The sequence below is a fragment of the Lapillicoccus sp. genome, assembly GCF_036559105.1.
Classification (GTDB): domain Bacteria; phylum Actinomycetota; class Actinomycetes; order Actinomycetales; family Dermatophilaceae; genus Lapillicoccus.
On sequence record NZ_DATBTV010000032.1, the window covers coordinates 16844 to 37162 of the forward strand.

The window sequence follows — 20319 nt, forward strand, 5'->3', positions numbered from 1 at the left end:
GGGTTCCTACTCTCCTCTGGTCAGCTGCCGGCCGCGGGGCGGTCCGGCGACGTCGATGCGGATGCCGCGCAGCCAGGTGCTGCGGACGGTCCCCGTGAGGGTCCGGCCGGCATACGGCGTGATGGGGTTCTTGTGGTGCAGGCGCTCGGCGCGGATGACCTGCTGGGAGTCGGGCGCGAACACCGCGAAGTCGGCGTCGGCGCCCACGGCGATGCGGCCCTTGTGGGTGAGCCCGGTCTGGTCGGCGGGGCCGCGGGACATCCAGCGCACGACGTCGGTGAGCGTGAACCCGCGCTGCCGCGCCTCGGTCCAGACCGCCGACAACCCGAGCTGGAGTGACGAGATGCCGCCCCACGCGGTGCCGAAGTCGCCGGTGTCGAAGTGCTTGAGGTCGGCCGTCGACGGTGAGTGGTCCGAGACGACGATGTCGATCGTCCCGTCGCGCAACCCCTCCCACAGCAGGTCGCGGTTCGACGACTCACGGATCGGCGGGCAGCACTTGTACTGCGTCGCGCCCTCCGGGATCTCCTCCGACGTGAACGTGAGGTAGTGCGGGCAGGTCTCCGCGGAGATGCGCACGCCGTCCGCCTCGGCCTGCCGGATCAGCGGCAGCGCGTCGGAGCTGGAGACATGGAGGATGTGGATGCGACACCCGGTCACCCGGGACTGCTCGATGAGGTGCTGGATGGCGAGGTTCTCGGCCTGCCGCGGCCTCGAGGCGAGGAACTCGGAGTATGCGCGTCCGCCGGCGTTCGCGGCGTGGTCGATCTCGTCGGGGTCCTCGGCGTGGACGATGAGCAACCCGTCGAACGCGGCGATCTCGCGCATCGCCGCCTCGACCTCGGCCGGCGACAGCGCCGGGAACTCATCGACGCCCGAGTGCAGCAAGAAGCACTTGAACCCGAACACGCCGGACTCGTGCAGCGGCCGCAGGTCGGCCACGTTGCCGGGTACGGCGCCGCCCCAGAACCCCACGTCCACCCACGTCTGGCCGTCGGCCGTCTTGCGCTTGACCTCCAGGGCCGCAACGTCGACGGTCGGCGGGATGCTGTTGAGCGGCATGTCGACGATCGTCGTGACCCCGCCCGCGGCGGCGGCCTTGGTGGCCGACTCGAAGCCCTCCCACTCGGTGCGGCCGGGGTCGTTGACGTGCACGTGGGAGTCGACGATCCCGGGCAGCAGCACCTCGTCAGAACCGAGCTCGACGACCGCAGCCGCGCGTTCACCGAGGTCCGACCCCGGTGCCTCGACGGCGACGATCTGCCCGTCCTTGACCGCGACATCCGCACCGCGCTCGCCGTCGGGCAGGACCGCCCGCCCGGCTCGCACCAGCAGGTCGTACTCGCTCATGGTGTCGCTCCCGTCTCTGCGGCCTCGGTGGTGACCAGCCTCTCCCGAGCCAAGCGCTCCCCGAGCCGTTCCACCAGGGTGGCCGCCTCGTCGAAGCACCGCTGTGGGTCCGGCTCGATGTCGGTCAGCGCGTACGCGGCGTGGATGCCGGCCCCCCGCAACCGGTCGGCGTCGAGCGTGGTGCGTCCGCAGACGGCGACGACGGGTATGCCGCGGGCGGCGGCCGCCGCCGCCACACCGGCGGGGGCCTTGCCGTGCAGGGTCTGCTCGTCGAGAGACCCCTCCCCCGTGACGACCAGGTCGTCGGGCGTGAGCTGCTCCAGTGCGGCGCCGAACCCCACGAGGTCGAGCAGCAGGTCGATCCCGGAACGGATACTCGCACCGAGTACCGCGACCGCACCGAACCCGACCCCACCCGCGGCGCCCGCTCCCGCGTGGTGCCGGTCGTCGCGACCGGTGACCTCCTCGACCACATCCGCCCAGTGCGCGAGCGCGGTGTCGAGCTGAGCGACCTCTTCGGGCGAGGCGCCCTTCTGAGGTCCGTAGACCGCCGCCGCGCCCCGTCCGCCGAGCAGCGGGTTGTCGACGTCGGAGGCGACCGTGACGGTGATGCCCTCCATCCGGCTGCGGAGGGCGCCGAGGTCCAGGCGGTCGAGGCCGGCCAAAGCGGCGCCGCCGTCGGGAAGGTCGTCGTGGTGCGCGTCGAGCAGCCGGCCGCCGAGGGCCGCGACCATCCCGGCGCCTCCATCGGTGCTCGCGCTGCCGCCGATGCCGAGGACGACCTGGGTACAGCCGGCGTCGAGGGCTGCGCCGATGACCTCGCCGAGACCGCGGCTGGTCGCGGTGAGCGGCTCACGCCTTCCTTCGGGGAGCCGCCAGAGCCCGGACACGTCGGCCATCTCGACGACCGCGGTCTCGCCGCGACGCGCATACGCCGTCTCGACGGGTTCCCCGGTGGGCCCGGTCGCGCTGACCGGTACCTTCTCGAAGCCCGCGGAGACCGCGGCCTCCACCGTCCCGTCGCCACCGTCCGCGACCGGGACGGTCACGACGGTGGCGTCCGACACCCGGCCGATGCCGGCGGTGAGCGCGGCGGCGACCTGGGCAGCGGTCAGCGACCCCTTGAACTTGTCGGAGGCGATGAGGACGGTGGGCACGACGGTGGTCTCGGGTCTCAGTCGAGCAGCGCGATGGCGGTGGGGGCGTCCAGGCCACGCTCGGCGAGGTCCTCGAACTCGACCACCCCGTCGATCTCGGTGCCCATCGACACGTTGGTCACGCGCTCGAGGATGACCTCGACCACGACCGGCACCTCGAACTCGACCATGAGCTTTTTCGCGGTCTCCAGTGCCGGGAGGATGTCGTCGGGCTCGAAGACGCGAATCGCCTTGCAGCCCAACCCCTCTGACACCTTGACGAAGTCGACACCGTAGCCGTTGAGCTCCGGAGCGTTGATGTTGTCGAAGGACAGCTGCACGCAGTAGTCCATCTCGAAGCCTCGCTGCGACTGCCGGATGAGACCGAGGTAGGCGTTGTTCACCACCACGTGGATGTAGGGGATCTTGAACTGTGCCCCGACCGCGAGCTCCTCGAGGAGGAACTGGAAGTCGTAGTCACCGGAGAGCGCCACGACCGTGGACTCGGGGTCGGCCGTGGCCACCCCCAGCGCCGCGGGCAGCGTCCACCCGAGCGGTCCGGCCTGGCCGGCGTTGATCCAGTGTCGCGGCTTGAACACGTGGAGCAGCTGGGCCGCCTGGATCTGCGAGAGCCCGATGGTCGAGACGTAGCGGGTGTCCGGCCCGAACGCCTTGTTCATCTCCTGGTAGACGCGCTGCGGCTTGATCGGCACGACGTCGAACGACGTCTTGCGCTGCATCGTCCCCTTGCGCTGCTGGCACGACTTGGCCCAGACCCCGTAGTCGGGGATGCGGGTGTCGTCCTTCCACTCCCTGGCCACCTCGACGAGGGTGGCGAGCGCTTCCCTGGCGTCGGACACGACCGAGTAGTCGGGTGCGAACACCCGGCCGATCTGGGTCGGCTCGATGTCGACGTGCACGAAGGTGCGGCCCTTGGTGTAGGTGTCGATCCCGCCGGTATGCCGGTTGGCCCAGCGGTTGCCGATGCCGAGGACGAAGTCCGACTCGAGCATCGTCGCGTTGCCGTAGCGGTGCGACGTCTGCAGGCCGACCATGCCGGCGTTCAGCGGGTGGTCGTCCGGGATGGTGCCCCAGCCCATCAGCGTCGGGATCACCGGGACGCCGGTGACCTCGGCCAGCTCGACGAGCAGGTCGGCCGCGTCGGCGTTGATGATGCCGCCGCCGGCGACGAGGAGCGGGTGCTCGGCCGCGGTGAGCATGGTGAGGATCTTCTCGGCCTGGGCGCGCGTGGTGGTCGGCTTGGCGATCGGCAGCGGCTCGTAGGTCTCGATGTCGAACTCGATCTCGGCCAGCTGCACGTCGATCGGCAGGTCGATGAGGACCGGGCCCGGACGGCCGGACCGCATCAGCTGGAACGCCTTCTGGAAGGTGCCCGGGACCTGGGCCGGCTCGAGGACGGTGACCGCCCACTTGGAGACCGGCGCGGCGATCGACGCGATGTCGACGGCCTGGAAGTCCTCCTTGTGCAGCTTGGCGACCGGAGCCTGGCCGGTGATGCAGAGGATCGGGATGGAGTCGGCGATAGCGGCGTACAGGCCGGTGATCATGTCGGTGCCGGCCGGGCCGGATGTGCCGACGCAGATGCCGATGTTGCCGGCCTTGGCCCGGGTGTAGCCCTCGGCCATGTGGGAGGCGGCCTCGACGTGGCGGGCGAGGATGTGGTTGATCCCGCCGTGGTCCTTCATCGCCCGGTAGAAGGGGTTGATCGCCGCGCCCGGCAGCCCGAAGGCCTGGGTGGCGCCCTCCTTCTCGAGGATGAGGACCGCGGCCTCGACGGCGCGCATCCGGGTCATCGTGACTCCTCGGCCGGTTGGTCGGAATGCCCGCTGAGCCGCTCCACGCCCTTGAGCAGGGCCGAGTGGTCGAGACCACCGTCGCCGTTGGCCCGGGCGGAGGCCATCAGCTGAGCGACCAGGGCGGCCACCGGAACGACGACGCCGGCCTCGCGGGCGGCGGAGGTGACGATGCCCATATCCTTGTGGTGCAGGTCGATCCGGAAGCCGGGCTCGAACGAGCCGTTGACCATGTTCTGCTTCTTCTGGTTGAGGACCGCGGAGCCGGCCAGACCGCCACCGAGCACCTCCAGCGCCGACTCCAGGTCGACGTCGTAGGCCTTGAGGAAGACGACCGCCTCGGCGAGCGCCTGGATGTTGCTGGCCACGATGAGCTGGTTCGCGGCCTTGACGGTCTGGCCGGAGCCGCTCCCGCCGACGTGGACGACGGTCTTGCCGACGGTCTCGAGCAGCGGGCGGGCCTCCTCGACGTCCTTCGCGTCACCACCGACCATGATCGACAGCACCGCCTCCTTGGCGCCCTTCTCGCCGCCGGAGACCGGAGCGTCGATGAGCCGGAAACCGCGCTCCGTGGCCGTCTTGGCCAGCTCGACCGAGACGTCGGGGCGGATGCTCGAGAAGTCGACGACGAGGGTGCCGGGCTTGGCGCTGTCGAACACGCCGCCCTCGCCCTCGAGGACCTCGCGGACGTCCGGAGAGTCGGGAACCATGATGCAGACGACGTCGGCGTCGGTCACGGCTTCCTTGAGGGAGCCGGCGCCCCTTCCGCCGGCGGCCTCGAGGTCCTCGTAGTTGGGGTGCCGGTTGAACCCGGTCACCGTGTGCCCGGCCTTGGCCAGGTGCCCGGCCATGGGGTTGCCCATGATGCCGAGGCCGATGAAGGCGACATTGGTCATTGTGCGAATCTCCTTGTGTATCAGGCGTGTCAGTGGTTCAGCGACGCTCGACCGGGAGCCATGCGAGGCTCTCCAGGGTTGTGGTCGTTGGCTTGTACTCGAGACCGACGTAGCCGGTGTAACCGGACCGCTCGAGCTCGGCCACCCAGCGGTCCAGCGGCAGGTCACCGGAGCCGGGCTCGCCGCGACCGGGGGCGTCGGCGATCTGGACGTGCGCAACGCGGTCGGCGTGGTTGGCAATGGCCGCGTCGACGTCGTCGCCGTTGTTGGCCAGGTGGAAGAGGTCGCAGAGGAAGCCGACGTTGGCCGTCCCGGTGGCCCGCACCCGATCCACCACGCCGACCGCGTCGTCGGCGGTGCGCAGCGGGTAGGGCTTCGGACCGCTCACCGGCTCGACCAGCACGGTGGCGCCGAGGCGGTCCGCGGCCTTCGCTGCGTACGCGAGGTTCTCGGTGCCCAAGTCGTCCTGCTGGCCCGGTGTCGCGTCGTCGACGCGGTTGCCGTAGAGGGCGTTGAACGCCTTCGTGCCCAGCCGCTCGCCGATACCGAGGGTGACCTCGACGTTGTCCCGGAACTGCTGCGAGCGGCTGGGGATGGAGAGCACGCCGCAGTCGGGCCCGCCGAGGTCACCGGCGAAGAAGTTGAGTCCGGCGAGCTGCACGCCCGCGTCCTGCACGGCGGTGACGAACGCCTCGACGTCGGCGTCACCCGGGACCGGCTGGTCCGGCCACGGCCACCAGAACTCGACGGTGTCGAAGCCGGCCGCCTTGGCGGCGGCGGGGCGCTCCAGCAGCGGGACCTCGGTGAAGAGCATCGAGCAGTTGGCCAGGTACGGCAGCGCGGGCGCGGTCGCCATCATCACTCCTCTGTGACGTCGGGTGGGGTGATTCTCCGGCGAGTTTCCGATATACGGAAACTCACTTCTGAAGTACGGAAGTGAGTATGCCCGTCTCCGCTGCTGTCGTCAACCGTCGCGGGCGTCGATCCCTCCACCATGGCCCGGCCATCGCATATATTCAACAAAGGGTTGAACTTCCGTATGACAGAAGATAATGTCCACTTCTCGGAAGTCACCGACGATCCTCCGGAGGAGCCACCCGTGTCTCACCTGCCCGCTTCCCCTCATCGCGCCGGGCGCGCCACAGTGGGGGCATGGTGACCGGTATGCCCGAGTCGAGTGACGCCGCGGAGCTGCTCAGGGGGGCCGACCTGGCGGCGCTGGACGCCCGGCTGGAGTCGACCGACCAGCTCCTGGAGACCCGCTTCCCCGGCGACGACGGACGACGCCAACCGGTGCACACCGTCTACGTCCCCGCGGACCGCTACCACCCCGACCTGCCCGCCCAGTGGGGCGCGGCCGCGACCGCGTGCGTCGAGGCGAACGGCGGGATCGAGGCGGTCTGTCGCGCCGCCGGGCTGGACGACGCGATCGCCGCCGAGGTCGCCCCTCGCGTCCTCGCCAAGCTCAGGTCCGACCCGATCGAGGACCTGCGCCTGGACTTCGAGGACGGCTACGGCCAGCGGCCGGACGCCGAGGAGGACGGGGACGCCGTGGCGACGGCGCAGCGGCTGGCGGACGCTGTGACCCAGGGAGTCGCGCCCGCCTTTGTCGGGCTGCGGTTCAAGTGCTTCGAGGCACCGACCCGCCGCCGCGGGCTACGCACGCTCGACCTGTTCCTCGGGACCCTGCTCCGACGGCTCGGCACCCTCCCCGACGGGTTGGTCATCACCTTCCCCAAGGTCAGCACGGTGAGCCAGGTCGAGGCCATGGTCGACGCCTGCGAGCGGCTCGAGGCCGCGGCCGGACTCCCCGCCGGTCGGCTGCGCTTCGAGATCCAGGTGGAGACGCCCCAGCTGATCATCGGGCCGGCCGGCGACCACCCGGTGGCGGCCGCGATCCACGCCGGTCGCGGGCGGGTCAGCGCCCTGCACTACGGCACCTACGACTACAGCGCATCGCTGCAGATCTCCGCCGAGTACCAGTCCAGCGACCACCCGGCCGCCGACTTCGCCAAGCAGGTCATGCAGGTGGCCGTCGCCGGCACCACGGTGCACCTGTCCGACGGGTCCACCAACGTGCTGCCCCTGGGCGACACCGCCCAGGTCGAGGTCGCCTGGCGGCTGCACGCCGGCCTCGTCCAGCGAGCCCTGGAGCGCGGCTTCTACCAGGGCTGGGACCTCCACCCGCACCAGCTGCCGACCCGCTACGCCGCGACCTTCGCGTTCTACCGACACGGGCTGCCGCGGGCGTTGTCGCGCCTCGGCAACTACGTCTCGCGCGCCGACTCGCAGATCCTCGACGAGCCCGCTACCGCGCGGGCCCTCGCTCGATACCTCCAGCGAGGCCTGTCGTGTGGCGCGGTGGAGGAGACCGAGCTGGTCGCGGGCAGCGGCCTGACCGCGAGCCAGGTCGCAACCCTGGCCCGGCCGCGGTCCGACACCGAGAACCTCGTCCCCCTCAGCTGAACCACTCGCACGACCCCACTCGTCCCGACCCTGTCAGGAGGCCCACGGCCATGACTGCCGCCAGACCCCCCGCTGAACCCGCCGAGCGCGATGCCGCACCGGCCCGGCACCCCGTCGACGAGATTCTCGCGCCCGGCCCGATGTTCGTCTACGGGCTGCAGCACGTCCTCAGCATGTATGCGGGCGTCGTCGCGGTACCGCTCGTCGTCGGCACCGCACTCAAGCTGAGCCCGACCGACCTGACCTACCTCGTCTCGGCCGGCCTGTTCATGTCCGGCATCGCGACGCTCCTGCAGACCCTCGGCGTCTGGAAGATCGGCGCTCGTCAGCCGATCGTCCAGGGGACGTCGTTCGCCGCGGTGTCCACCATGCTGGCCATCGGCGCGGCCGAGGGCGGCGGCACGGTCGGCCTGCGCGCCATCCTCGGCGCCCTGCTGCTCTCGGGGATCATCGGCTTCCTCATCGCGCCGGTCTTCACCAGCCTGCTGCGCTTCTTCCCCGAGGTGGTCACGGGCGTCGTCATCACCATCATCGGCATCTCGCTGCTGCCGGTGGCGATCCGCTGGGCCGGCGGCGGCACCCCGGGCGTGACCCCGACCTTCGGCGACGTCAAGAACGTCACGGTCGCCTTCCTCACCATGGTCATCATCGTGGTGATCTACCGGTTTGCCCCGGCCGTGCTCAGCCGGGTGGCCATCCTGCTCGGCCTCGTCCTTGGCACCGTGGTCGCGATCCCGTTCGGGCTCACCGACTTCGGGGCCATCTCCAACGCCAGCATCTTCCAGCTGACGACGCCGTTCCACTTCGGGCTACCGACCTTCGCGATCGGCGCCACCGTGTCGATGGTCGTCGTGATGCTCGTCATCATGACCGAGACCACGGCCGACATCCTCGCCATCGGGCAGGTGATCGACAAGCCGGCGGACCGCCAGACCGTCACCAACGGCCTGCGCGCGGACATGCTGTCGACGGCCTTGGCCAGCATCTTCAACGGGTTCTCGGTCAGTGCCTTCGCCCAGAACGTCGGCCTGGTCGCCATCACCGGCATCAAGAGCCGCTTCGTCGTCGCCGTCAGCGGCGGGATCCTGCTGTTCCTCGGCCTCTTCCCCATCCTCGGCGCGCTGGTGGCCCTGGTGCCTCTGCCGGTGCTCGGTGGCGCGGGCGTGGCCCTCTTCGGCACCGTCGCGGCCAGTGGCATCCGCACCCTCAGCCGAGTGGACTTCTCGGGCAACGCCAACATCGTCATCGTCGCCTTCTCGCTCGGCATGGGGATCATCCCCATCGCCGTGCCGACGTTCTACGACAAGTTCCCCACCTGGTTCACCGTCATCTTCGACTCCGGGATCACGTCCGCGGCCATCACGGCGGTGCTGCTCAACATCGTCTTCAACATCGTCGGGCGCCCCGAGAGCGACGAGGGGCCGATCTTCGCCGAGGGTCCTGCTCCCGCGGCGATCAGCGAGCAGGACGAGGCCCGGCTCGACCCCCACGGTCCGGCGGCCCGCGGTGAGAGCCACGGGGGGAACCCGTGAGCTACGTCTCGGCCCACGTCCTCGACGCCGCCGCGGGTCGCCCCGCCCAAGGCGTGTCGGTCCGGCTGGAGTCCGAAGCCGGCGACCTCCTCGGCACCGCGACCACCGACGCCGACGGGCGGGTCGGCGACCTCGGGCCCGATGCCCTGGACTCCGGCGCATACCGCGTGGTGTTCGGGTCCGGTGACTACTTCGCCCGCTCAGGGACGCCGAGCTTCCACCCCGAGGTGGTCGTGGTGTTCCGCACCGAGTCCGAACAAGGGCACTACCACATCCCTCTGCTGCTCAGCCCCTACTCGTACACGACCTACCGCGGAAGCTGACCAACCCGTCGGAACGCGGACGCAACACCGCAAGAGAACACTCATCTGGCATACGCCCCCTCGAAGGGAAGACAACGACATGGCTGACATCCAGCTGGCGAGCAACCAGTACGGCAAGGCGGAGAACCGCGTCGTGCGAGTCATCCGCGACACCGACCGCCACGAGGTCCGCGACCTCAACGTCACCTCGCAGCTGCGCGGTGACTTCCTCACGGCGCACACCGAGGGCGACAACGCTCACGTCGTCGCCACCGACACGCAGAAGAACACGATCTTCGCGTTCGCCAAGGAGAAGTTCGACTCGCCCGAGCAGCTCCTGCTGCGGCTCGCCGACCACTTCACCTCGTCGTTCGACTGGGTCACGGGCGGCCGATGGGAGGCCGAGGAGTTCGGGTGGACCCGCATCAGCGAGCACGACCACAGCTTCTACCGGGGCTCGCCCGAGGTCCGCACGGCGGTCGTCGTCAAGGACGGCGACGACACCACCGTGATCGGCGGGTTCCACAGCCTGACGGTGATGAAGACGACGGAGTCCGGGTTCGTGGGGTACCCCAAGGACCGTTACACGACCCTCCAGGAGACCGAGGACCGCATTCTCGCGACCAACATCGCGACGCGGTGGCGCTACAACACCAGGGACATGGACTTCGACAAGGCGTATGCGTCGGTCAAGGGCGTCATCCTCGACTCGTTCACCCAGGGGTACTCCAAGGCCCTCCAGCAGACGCTGTACCAGATGGCCGAGGCGGTCATGGACGCCCACAGCGAGATCGACGAGATCAAGTTCTCCTGCCCCAACAAGCACCACTTCCTGTCCGACCTCAGCCCGTTCGGACTCGACAACCCGGGCGAGGTCTTCTACGCCGCGGACCGTCCCTACGGCCTCATCGAGGCGACCATCCAGCGCACCGGTGCGCCGACCGCCGACTCCGCCTGGAACGGCATCGCCGGGTTCTGCTGAGCGGGCGCAACGACAAGGGAGGATCCACCACACCCGGGTGTGGTGGATCCTCCCTTTCGTGGTCTCCGGCGGGCCTCAGGACGCGGCGGCCTCATAGGCCGGGAGGGTCAGGAAGTCGACGTAGTCGTCGGCCAGCGCCACCTGCTCCAGCACGCGGAACGCGGTCTCGAAGTTGCGGTCGTCGTAGGCGTCGCCGAGCTCGGCGCGGATGGCGCTGCGCTCCTGCTCCATGACGTCGCGAACCAGCTCGGCGGTGATGAGGGTGCCGTCGTCGAGCCGCGAGCCGTTGTGGACCCACTGCCAGATCTGCGACCGCGAGATCTCCGCGGTCGCGGCGTCCTCCATGAGGTTGTGGATCCCTACGGCGCCCAGACCTCCGAGCCACGCCTCGAGGTAGCGGGCCGCCACCTCCACGTTGCCGGTCAGGCCGGCCAGGGTGATCTCGCCCTCCGCGGAGGCGATGTCGAGCAGGTCCTCGGCGGTGACGTGGACGTCGTCGCGGAGCACGTCGAGCTGGTTGGGCTGGTCGCCGAGAACGCTGTCGAAGATCTCCTGGCAGACCGGCACGAGGTCGGGGTGGGCCACCCACGAGCCGTCGAAGCCCTGGCCGGCCTCCCGCTGCTTGTCCTCCCGGACCTTGGCGAAGGCGCGCTCGTTGGCCTCCTTGTCCTTGCGACTCGGGATGAACGCCGACATGCCGCCGATGGCGAACGCACCGCGCCGGTGGCAGGTCTGGACCAGCAGCTCGGCGTAGGCGCGCATGAAGGGCGTCGGCATCCCGATGAGGCTGCGGTCGGGCAGGACGAACTCTGGACCGCTGTCGCGGAAGTACTTGATGATGCTGAACAGGTAGTCCCACCGTCCGGCGTTGAGGCCGGAGGCGTGCTCGCGCAGCTCGTAGAGGATCTCGTCCATCTCGAACGCCGCGGGGATGGTCTCGATGAGGACCGTCGCGCGGACCGTGCCGTGCGGGATCCCGAGCCGTTGCTCCGCGACGGTGAAGACGTCGTTCCAGAGGCGGGCCTCGAGGTGGCTCTCCGTCTTGGGCAGGTAGAAGTACGGGCCGCTGCCGCGGTCGAGCAGCTCCTGCGCGTTGTGGAAGAAGTAGAGGCCGAAGTCGACCAGCGCGCCGACCACCGGGGAGCCGTCGACCACGAGGTGCTTCTCGTCGAAGTGCCAGCCTCGGGGGCGCACCACGATGGTGGCGAGGCGCTGGTCGGTGCGCAGTGCATACTCCTTGCCCTTCTCGTTGGTGAAGGTGATGTCCCGCCGGATCGCGTCGCGGAGGTTGACCTGACCGCCGATCACGTTGTGCCAGTGGGGAGTACTCGCGTCCTCCATGTCGGCCAGCCACACCCGGGCGCCGGAGTTGAGGGCGTTGATCGTCATCTTGCGGTCAGTGGGTCCGGTCATCTCGACCCGTCGGTCGACCAGATCGGCTGGGGCCGCAGCCACGCGCCAGTCGCCGTCGCGGACCGCCTGGGTCTCCGGCAGGAAGTCCAGCTTCCCGGTGCGCGACACCTCGTCACGGCGGGTCTTGCGGGCGGCGAGGAGCTCGTCGCGGCGCTCGACGAACTCGCGCTGCAGCGCCGCGACGAAGTCCAGCGCCTCCGTGGTGAGAATCGTGTCCTGCCCGTCGACGGGCGGGCCCGTCACCTCGACGGGTGATGGCGAGGACTCAGAGGGCACTGGTCATTCCTTCCATGGCGCCGTGCGGCTGGTATGCGGGAACGGTGTCGTCCTCGAGGGCATGGTCGACCTCGACGACCGCTGGCGTGGCGTTGCCCTGGCGGGTCGCGGCCTCGCGGACCGCGTGGGCGACCGCCGGCGCGACGGCCGGGTCGAAGACCGACGGGACGATGTAGCTGCTGTTGAGCTCGCCCTCCTCCACGCAGCCGGCGATGGCGCGGGCCGCAGCGAGCATGACCTCCTGGGTGATCTCCCGGGCGCCCGCGTCGAGCATGCCGCGGAAGAAGCCGGGGAAGGCCAGGACGTTGTTGATCTGGTTCGGGAAATCCGAGCGGCCGGTCGCCACGACCGCGGCCGTGCGGCCGGCCTCCAGCGGATCGACCTCGGGGTCGGGGTTGGCGAGGGCGAAGACGATGGCGTGGTCGTTCATCGTCGCGACGTCCTCGCCGGTGAGCAGTCCCGGCGCCGAGACGCCGATGAAGACGTCGGCGCCGGCGAGGACCTCGGCCAGCGTGCCCGCCTGGCCGTCACCGTTGGTGTTCTGGGCGATCCAGCGGCGGGCGGGCTCCTGGTGTTCCTGGCCGGAGTGGAGGGCACCCTTGCGGTCGCAGGCGACGATGTGGCCGACGCCCTGCGCGTGCAGGAGCGTGATGATGGCGTGCCCGGCGGCGCCGACGCCGCTGATGACGACGCGGACGTCCTCGATCCGCTTCCCGACCACCTTGAGCGCGTTCGTGAGGGCGGCGAGGACGACGATGGCGGTGCCGTGCTGGTCGTCGTGGAAGACAGGGATGTCCAGCTCGTCGCGCAGCCGCCGCTCGATCTCGAAGCAGCGGGGGGCGGCGATGTCCTCGAGGTTGATCCCGCCGTAGACCGGGGCGATCAGCTTGACGGTGCGGATGATCTCCTCGGTGTCCTGGGTGTCGAGGCAGACCGGCCACGCACTGACGCCGGCGAACTGCTTGAACAGCGCCGCCTTGCCCTCCATCACCGGCAGCGCGGCATACGGGCCGATGTTGCCCAGCCCCAGGACCGCGGACCCGTCGGTCACGACAGCGACGGTGTTGCGCTTGATGGTGAGGCGGCGGACGTCCTCGGGGTTCTTCGCGATGGCCAGGCAGACGCGGGCCACGCCGGGCGTGTAGGCGCGGGAGAGGTCGTCGCGGTTCTTCAGCGGCACCCGGGGGTTGACCTCGAGCTTCCCCCCGAGGTGCATGAGGAAGGTCCGGTCGCTGACCTTGCGGACGGTGACGCCGGGGACCTCGGCCAGCTCGGCGACGATCATGTCGGCGTGCTCCGCGTCCGAGGCGTTGCAGGTGACGTCGACGACGAGGCGGTCGGCGTGGGACTCCACGACGTCGAGAGCCGTCAGGACGCCCTTGGCCGTGCTCACCGCGGCGACGAGGCCAGTGGTGGCCCCCGAGGAGGAGGGGGTCTCCACGCGGACCGTGATCGCATAGCCGGGACTGGGTGTCGCCATTGACTGTCTCCCTTGTGCCGAGTTTTCGTATTGCGGATACTATTGTCTGTGTTGCGGAACTTCAACCGATCGTCGATGCGCCTGGCCAAGGGGCTCCGCGACGCGCACTTACTCTTTCGCTATACGGAAATTTTGGGAAGAAGCCGTGGGAGACCCGCGTCAAGGAGGACGGATGAGTGCGTCAGTGGCGTCGGTGGCGGAAGCCGCCGAACCGACCGGGAAGGTTCCGCCGCGCTCCGGCACCGTGCAGTCGATCGAGCGGGCCTTCGGACTCCTCGAGACGATGGCCGACCACGGCGGCACCATGGGTCTGTCCCAGCTCGCGACCTCGTCCGGGCTGCCCCTCCCCACGATCCACCGGCTGCTGCGCACCCTTGTCGACCTCGGCTACCTGCGCCAGGACTCGAGCCGGCAGTATGTCCTCGCCCCCCGGTTGATCCGTCTCGGCGAGAGCTCCGGTGCGATGCTCAGCGTCTGGGCCAAGCCCCACCTCGACCGGCTGGTCGCCGAGCTCGGCGAGTCGGCCAACCTGGCTATGCTCGACGGCGACGAGATCGTCTACGTCGCCCAGGCGCAGTCCCGGCGCGCGATGCGGATGTTCACCGAGGTCGGCCGTCGCGTCCTGCCCCACTGCACGGCCGTCGGTAAGGCGATCATGGCGCAGATGCCGCAGGACCAGGTGCTGGACCTGCTGCGGCGTACCGGTATGCCCGAGCACACCGAGAACACCATCACGGACCCCGACACCTTCGCCCAGGCGCTGCTGTGGGTCGGCGAACACGGCTACGCCGTCGACGACGAGGAGCAGGAGCACGGCGTGCGCTGCGTCGCCGTGGCCGTGCCCGACGCACCGACCAGGCTCGGACTCTCGGTCAGCGGGCCGGCCACCCGGATGACGCCTGAGGTCATCGAACGCATGTACCCGATCCTGCGCGAGGCCGCCGTCGCCCTCTCCCGCGACCTCGCCTGACCTCGCCTACATCTGGTCTGGAGCGCTCACGCCGAGCAGACCGAGGCCCTCGACCAACACGGCGAGGGTCAGCCCGCACAACGCGAGCCGCGACTCGCGCAGCTCGGCGTCCTCGGCCTTGAGCACCGGGTGGTGCTCGTAGAAGGTCGAGAACGCCTGCGCCAGGTCGAAGAGGTATGCGGCGAGCCGGTGGGGTTCGAGCTCGTCGCCGGTCTGGGCCACCACGGAGCCGTACTCCAGCAGGGCGAGGGCCAGGTCGCGCTCGCCGGCGTCCCGGACCACGATCCGCCGACGCCCGCCGCCGGCTCCCTCCGTCGTGGGGTCGAGGCCGGCGTTCCGGAAGATCGAGCGCACCCGCGCCGCCGCATACTGCAGGTAGGGGCCGGTGTTGCCGGTCAGCGCGACCATCCGGTCGAGGTCGAAGACGTACTCGCTGTCGTGGGCGACGGAGAGGTCGGCGTACTTGACGGCGCCGATGCCGATCTGCGGGGCGATCGCCGCGCGGACCGCCTCGGCCAGGTCGGGCCGTGCCTCGTCGAGGACGCGGCGCGCGGCGATGACCGCTTCGTCGATGAGGCCGCTGAGGCGCGGCGTCTCTCCCGACCGGGTGCGCAGCAGCTTGCGGTCCTTCCCGAGGACATTGCCGATCTGGACGTGGATGGGGCGGGCGCCGTCAGGGAGCCAACCGGCCAACCGGGCCGTCTCCCAGACCATCTGGAAGTGCAGGGCCTGGGTCACGCCGACGACGTAGACGATCCGGTCGCCGTGCAGGTCGTTGGCGCGATAGCGGATCGTCGCGAGGTCGGTGACGCCGTAGCCGTAGCCGCCGTCGGACTTGCGGATGATCAGCGGAACCGGCTTCCCCTCGCGTCCGGTGTAGCCGTCGAGGAACACGCAGAGCGCACCCTCGCTGATCCGTGCGATCCCCTTCGCCTCCAGCTCGTCGCAGAGCGCCGCCAGCTCGGCGTTGTAGCGCGACTCGCCGTAGAGGTCGGCGTCGGTGAGGGCGACGCCCATGACGTCGTAGACCCGGTTGAGGTAGTGCTTCGACAGGTCGACGACCTCGCTCCAGAGGCGCATCGTGTCGGGGTCGCCGGCCTGCAGTGAGACGACCCGGGCCCGGGCCCGGGCGGCGAACGCCGGGTCGCGGTCGAAGTCGGCGCGGGCAGCCTGGTAGAAGGCGTTCGGGTCGCTCTCGAGCAGACCGGCCTCGGGCGAGTCCTCCCCGACGTCGAGGAGGTGCTCGATGAGCATGCCGAACGGCGTGCCCCAGTCGCCGATGTGGTTCTGCCGGATCACGTGGTGCCCCAGGCGTTCCAGCGTGCGGGCCAAGGCGTCGCCGACGACCGTGGTGCGCAGGTGGCCGACGTGCATCTCCTTGGCCACGTTGGGCGAGGAGTAGTCGATCGGGATGTTCTCGGTTGGCTGCCGCGCGACGCCGAGTCTGGGGTCGGCGGCCATCTCGGCGACCGCTGCGGCCAGCCATGAGTCGGCAAGCGTGATGTTGAGGAACCCGGGTCCGCTGACCTGGGCCGGCTCCGCGATCCCGTCGAGGTCGAGGTGGACCAGGATCTGCGCCGCGACCTCGCGCGGCGGCATCCGGACCTTCTTGGCGAGGGCCAGGGGCGCGTTGACCTGGAGGTCCGCGAACTGGGAGGGCCTGAGTACGGGGTCGGCGTCACGCAGCTCGGGGTAGTCGTCTCCGAACGCCGCGGCGATCGCCGCGGTCACGCGGGGAGCGAGGACCTCGGACGGGGACGGCATGGCCACAAGGCTATGGGGAGGTACCCATTCGGAGGATTCCGGGTATCGCCGGTCGCGGGGACACTGTCGGCATGGCTGATCCCTGGACGCTGCCGGAGGCGTCTCCAGAGTTCGGGATTCCTCGCGGGCCGGAGGAGCCCGCGTCGTTCGACGACCCCGGTGCGCCGCACCTCGGCGAGCTGCCACCCGCCATGCACTTCCCGCACGGCACCGACGCGGGCTGGCGCCCGGACCCGAACGTCGCAGGCCAGCTCCGGCTGTGGGACGGCCGGCACTGGACCGAGCACGTCCGACCGCCGGACCCGGGGCCGCTGGAGCAGACCGGCGCGCCCCCGATCCGGACCAACGAGGGGGTGCGCGCCTGGGCACTCATCGCCCAGCTGATGCTGGCCCTGTCCGTCGTCGCGTCGTGCGTATCGCTGCTGTGGTGGATCGCCACCCTGAACACGCTGCAGATCTGGAGCATGCAGCCCGGTGACGTCCACGAGGACGGCGCCCGGTCGCTGCTGCGCACGATGGTCCTGCTGTTCCTGGCCCTGCTGCTGGTGGGTTTCCTCAGCTGGGTGTTCGTCCTGGTCTGGGTCGGGGTCTCCCGCAACGACCGGCACATGAACAAGCAGCTGATCCGCGGGTCGATGGTCGGCACCGTGATCGGGTCCTGCGTGCCCCTGCTCAACATCCGGGTCGCGTGGCGGACGCTGACCGACCTCTACCAGGCCTCCGACCCGCGCCGCATCGGGCACGGACCCACCACCGCGTCGCGCGCGGCACCGCCCATCGTCATCGCCTTCTGCGCGCTCCACTTCTTCCCCGCGTGGATCCAGGCGGTCGCGCTGGTCCGCATCCGCGAGGCGCTCGGCACCGTCGACTACCTGCGCGACCTCATCTTCGCGTTCATCATCAGCACGGCTCTCGGCGTCGCCGCGACCGTCACCCTGATCCTCGTCATCACGAGGGTCACCGACAATCTCCGGGGGCGGGCGCCCGCCGCCGGTGCGGACACCGCGAAGCCCGCCGCCGCGCAGTTCACGCGCATGTGAGGGTCTCGGCGGTCCATCGGGGGGACGCCGGCGTGGCATACCTGGGCAGGGGGAGGGTATGCCGCGCCGGTGGCACTCCGGGAAGTCGCCGCTGCCGCGGCCCCGAGCGGTGTGGCTCGCTACGTCGCCAGACCGAGGTCGGCGACCGACTTCTCCCGCATCTCCACCTTGCGGACCTTCCCGGTGACGGTCATCGGGAACTCGTCGACGATCTGGACGTAGCGCGGGATCTTGTAGTGGGCGAGCTTGCCGGTGGCGAACTCGCGCACCGCATCGGCGGTGAGCGGCTCGGCCCCGTCGCGCATCCGGACCCAGGCGCACAGCTCTTCGCCGTAGCGCTCGTCCGGGACCCCGATCACCTGGGCGTCGAGGATGTCGGGGTGGGTGTAGAGGAACTCCTCGATCTCCCGCGGGTAGATGTTCTCCCCGCCGCGGATGACCATGTCCTTGATCCGTCCGGTGATCTGGACGTAGCCGTCCTCACCCATGACGGCGATGTCACCGGTATGCATCCAGCCGTCCTGGAGGACCTCGTCGGTCTTGTCCTGCTGCTCCCAGTAGCCGAGCATCACCGAGTAGCCCTTGGTGCAGAACTCGCCCGGCTCACCACGCGGCAGGGTCTCATCGGTGGCGGGGTCGACCACCTTGATCTCCAGGTTCGGACCGACCCGGCCGACGGTGCCGACCATGTGGTCGAAGGAGTCGTCGGTGCGGGTCTGCGTCGACACCGGCGACGTTTCGGTCATGCCGTAGCAGATGGTCATCTCCTCGATCCCCGACGCGATGACCTTCTTCATCAGCTCGGCCGGGCACGGGGAGCCGGCCATGATCCCGGTGCGGATGGCGGACACGTCGTAGTCGGCGAAGTTCGGCAGCGACCATTCCGCGATGAACATCGTGGGGACGCCGTAGAGCGACGTCACCTTCTCGTCCTGGCAGGCCTGCAGCGTCTTTGCGGGGTCGAAGCCGGGTGCCGGGATCACCATGGCCGCCCCGTGGGTCGAGCACGCGAGGTTCCCCATGACCATGCCGAAGCAGTGGTAGAAGGGCACCGGTATGCAGACCCGGTCGGCCTCGGTGTAGCGGCAGAGCTCGCCGACGAAGTACCCGTTGTTGAGGATGTTCCGGTGGCTGAGCGTCGCGCCCTTGGGGAATCCCGTTGTGCCAGAGGTGTACTGGATGTTGATGGCGTCCTGGTGGTGGAGGCCGGACTGGATCTCGGCTAGGTGCTCGGGGCTGACCCGCTCGGCACCGGCGAGCAGGTCGTGCCAGCTGTCCGTCCCGATGAGGACGACCTGCTCGAGGCCGGCAACGTCCCCGCGCACCTCCTCGATCATCGCGGCGTAGTCGCTGCTCCTGAACGACGGCGCGGCCACGATCATCCGGATCCCGGCCTGGCCCAGGACGTACTTCAGCTCGTGCGTGCGGTAGGCGGGGTTGATGTTGACGAGGATCGCGCCCATCTTGGCCGTGGCGAACTGGACGATGGTCCACTCGGCGCAGTTCGGCGCCCAGATGCCGACCCGGTCCCCCTTCTCGATGCCCGCCGCCACCAAGCCGCGGGCCGCGACGTCCACGTCCCGCTTCAGCTCGGCCCAGGTCCACCGCGTGCCCTGCTCGACGTCCACGAGCGCCTCGCGGTCCGGAAAGCGGGCGACGGTCGCGTCGAAGTTGTCGCCGATGGTCTGCTCGATGAGCGGGATATCGGTCTCTCCGGCGGTGTACGACAGAGCGGGTTCGGCGGGCATCGGCGACCTCCACGGCGTCGGGGCTGGGAACCGGTTGTTCCCGAGTATGCCCCTCCCGGCCGGTTCAGCTCTCCTGTCTGATCGGGTGGCCCTCGGAGTCGACCGGGTCACCGTCGACCATGCCGCCGGACTCGAGCACGTCGACCTGGTCCCCCTCGATGAGCACGGGTGGCGCCGCCGCGAGGAAGGTCGGGTCCTCCGGCGTGGACGGCCGGGCAGCGCGATCGCGCTCGAGCCGGACAGACCCGACGTGCTGCCCTTGCCGACGATGAAGGCGCCGATGGTGCCGATCACCAGGCCGAGCAGGACGGCCAACCGGGAGAGCGCCTGGATCTTGCTGAGGACCAGGACGACGAAGAGCGTGAAGATCGCCAGCGCGATGTTGCTCGGCGACGCGTAGTCGGGCGCGGTCGGGATGTTGCCGATGATCCAGCCGGCCGCCAGCGGCATGAGTGACAGGCCGATCACGGTGATGATGCTGCCGGTCACGACGGGGGGAAGAACCGGACGATCTTGGAGAAGAACGGGGCAATGACCAGTCCGACGAGGCCGGCCACGACCGCACCGAAGTCGCTCTGGAGGCCGGGGACGCCCTTCGACTCGCCGATGATGGCGAGCATCGTCGACACCGACGCGAACGAGACTCCCTGGACGAGCGGCAGCTGCGCTCCGAAGAACGGGACGCCCAGGTCTGCAGCATGGTGGCGAGGCCGCTGACGAACAGGTCACTCGACACGAGCAGGGCCTTGTCGGGCGCGCTGAGGCCCGCCGCTCCTCCGAGGATGAGCGGGCCGGCGATGACACCGCCGACCATCGCGAGGATGTGCTGGACGCCGTTGCCCAGGGACGAGAGGAAGGGCAGTCGTTCGTCCTCGGGCCGAACGTCCTCCTCGGGTGCGGAGTCGGACGTTCGCTCGCGGGTCGTCGTGCTCATCCGTCGCCTCGGTCCTCGAGCTGGTGGGTTGCCCGCGACGCTAACCCGCAGGCGGCGGCCGGTTTCCGGCGCGGAAAAGGTGTCGTTTCCGCCCGGCTAACAGCGACTACGCCGGTTCAGGAGCGACGACCACGAGGTCGGCCCGGGCCCGGGTCGCCAGGACGCGCTCGGCGTTGGCCTGGTCCGGGCCGAGGGCCCAGTCCTGCGCGGCGTCCG

General features: G+C 69.9%; 15 protein-coding genes and 2 pseudogenes. 6 read left to right on the top strand and 11 right to left on the bottom strand.

Going from position 1 to position 20319, the window contains the following annotated elements; genetic code table 11:
• Nucleotides 1–6: 6 nt before the first annotated feature.
• From allB to VIG79_RS04660, 5 genes are read right to left on the bottom strand one after another with little or no spacing between them, the layout of a single operon-like run.
• Nucleotides 7–1350 carry an allantoinase AllB gene (allB, locus tag VIG79_RS04640; protein ID WP_331882726.1) on the bottom strand — a complete coding sequence of 448 codons (1344 nt, stop codon included), beginning with the start codon at nucleotides 1348–1350 and terminating at the stop codon, nucleotides 7–9.
• Nucleotides 1347–2507: a glycerate kinase gene (locus tag VIG79_RS04645; protein ID WP_331882728.1), complete on the bottom strand. Its 1161-nt coding sequence runs from the start codon at nucleotides 2505–2507 to the stop codon at nucleotides 1347–1349. The genes allB and VIG79_RS04645 overlap by 4 nt, the downstream gene beginning before the upstream one ends.
• Before the next feature lie 17 nt (nucleotides 2508–2524).
• On the bottom strand, nucleotides 2525–4300 hold the full coding sequence (gcl, locus tag VIG79_RS04650; RefSeq protein WP_331882730.1) for a glyoxylate carboligase: 1776 nt from the start codon (nucleotides 4298–4300) through the stop codon (nucleotides 2525–2527).
• Nucleotides 4297–5205: a 2-hydroxy-3-oxopropionate reductase gene (locus VIG79_RS04655; RefSeq protein ID WP_414672580.1), complete on the bottom strand. Its 909-nt coding sequence runs from the start codon at nucleotides 5203–5205 to the stop codon at nucleotides 4297–4299. The genes gcl and VIG79_RS04655 overlap by 4 nt, the downstream gene beginning before the upstream one ends.
• A 28-nt stretch (nucleotides 5206–5233) precedes the next feature.
• Nucleotides 5234–6034, bottom strand: a complete 801-nt coding sequence (locus VIG79_RS04660; protein ID WP_331882767.1) for a hydroxypyruvate isomerase family protein — start codon at nucleotides 6032–6034, stop codon at nucleotides 5234–5236.
• A gap of 326 nt (nucleotides 6035–6360) precedes the next feature.
• On the opposite strand from VIG79_RS04660, the gene VIG79_RS04665 reads away from it, so the two are divergent.
• From VIG79_RS04665 to pucL, 4 genes are all read left to right on the top strand, one after another.
• A complete protein-coding gene (locus tag VIG79_RS04665; RefSeq protein ID WP_331882732.1) occupies nucleotides 6361–7662 on the top strand; it encodes a DUF6986 family protein in 1302 nt (433 codons plus the stop codon).
• A 50-nt stretch (nucleotides 7663–7712) separates the two neighbouring features.
• Entirely contained in the window at nucleotides 7713–9194 is a 1482-nt protein-coding gene (locus VIG79_RS04670; protein WP_331882735.1) for a nucleobase:cation symporter-2 family protein, read from the top strand.
• Nucleotides 9191–9517 (top strand): hydroxyisourate hydrolase, encoded by a 327-nt coding sequence (uraH, locus tag VIG79_RS04675; protein WP_331882737.1) that lies wholly within the window; start codon nucleotides 9191–9193, stop codon nucleotides 9515–9517. Before VIG79_RS04670 ends, uraH begins: the two co-directional genes overlap by 4 nt.
• A gap of 79 nt (nucleotides 9518–9596) precedes the next feature.
• Nucleotides 9597–10478, top strand: coding sequence for a factor-independent urate hydroxylase (pucL, locus tag VIG79_RS04680; RefSeq protein ID WP_331882741.1), 882 nt, complete (start codon nucleotides 9597–9599; stop codon nucleotides 10476–10478).
• A gap of 75 nt (nucleotides 10479–10553) precedes the next feature.
• On the opposite strand, the gene aceB is transcribed toward pucL, so the two are convergent.
• Together aceB and VIG79_RS04690 are read right to left on the bottom strand one after the other, a co-directional pair.
• On the bottom strand, nucleotides 10554–12134 hold the full coding sequence (gene aceB / locus VIG79_RS04685; RefSeq protein WP_331882744.1) for a malate synthase A: 1581 nt from the start codon (nucleotides 12132–12134) through the stop codon (nucleotides 10554–10556).
• 22 nt (nucleotides 12135–12156) lie between these two features.
• Nucleotides 12157–13647, bottom strand: coding sequence for an NAD-dependent malic enzyme (locus VIG79_RS04690; RefSeq protein WP_331882746.1), 1491 nt, complete (start codon nucleotides 13645–13647; stop codon nucleotides 12157–12159).
• Nucleotides 13648–13819: 172 nt separating this feature from the next.
• On the opposite strand from VIG79_RS04690, the gene VIG79_RS04695 reads away from it, so the two are divergent.
• The gene (locus VIG79_RS04695; RefSeq protein WP_331882749.1) at nucleotides 13820–14617 is read left to right on the top strand and encodes an IclR family transcriptional regulator; all 798 of its coding nucleotides are present in this window, start codon (nucleotides 13820–13822) and stop codon (nucleotides 14615–14617) included.
• 6 nt (nucleotides 14618–14623) lie between these two features.
• Here the strand turns inward: VIG79_RS04695 and argS are convergent, their stop codons facing one another.
• Nucleotides 14624–16381 (bottom strand): arginine--tRNA ligase, encoded by a 1758-nt coding sequence (gene argS, locus VIG79_RS04700; RefSeq protein ID WP_331882752.1) that lies wholly within the window; start codon nucleotides 16379–16381, stop codon nucleotides 14624–14626.
• A gap of 71 nt (nucleotides 16382–16452) precedes the next feature.
• On the opposite strand from argS, the gene VIG79_RS04705 reads away from it, so the two are divergent.
• Nucleotides 16453–17421 carry a DUF2510 domain-containing protein gene (locus VIG79_RS04705; RefSeq protein WP_331882755.1) on the top strand — a complete coding sequence of 323 codons (969 nt, stop codon included), beginning with the start codon at nucleotides 16453–16455 and terminating at the stop codon, nucleotides 17419–17421.
• A gap of 119 nt (nucleotides 17422–17540) precedes the next feature.
• On the opposite strand, the gene VIG79_RS04710 is transcribed toward VIG79_RS04705, so the two are convergent.
• The 3 genes and pseudogenes from VIG79_RS04710 to VIG79_RS04725 form a co-directional block, all read right to left on the bottom strand.
• Entirely contained in the window at nucleotides 17541–19169 is a 1629-nt protein-coding gene (locus VIG79_RS04710; RefSeq protein ID WP_331882769.1) for an AMP-binding protein, read from the bottom strand.
• 282 nt (nucleotides 19170–19451) lie between these two features.
• A pseudogene (locus VIG79_RS19720) lies at nucleotides 19452–19789 on the bottom strand (solute carrier family 23 protein); the annotation flags it as partial.
• A 125-nt stretch (nucleotides 19790–19914) separates the two neighbouring features.
• Nucleotides 19915–20103 (bottom strand): annotated as a pseudogene (locus tag VIG79_RS04725) (purine permease); the annotation flags it as partial.
• Nucleotides 20104–20319 lie beyond the last annotated feature (216 nt).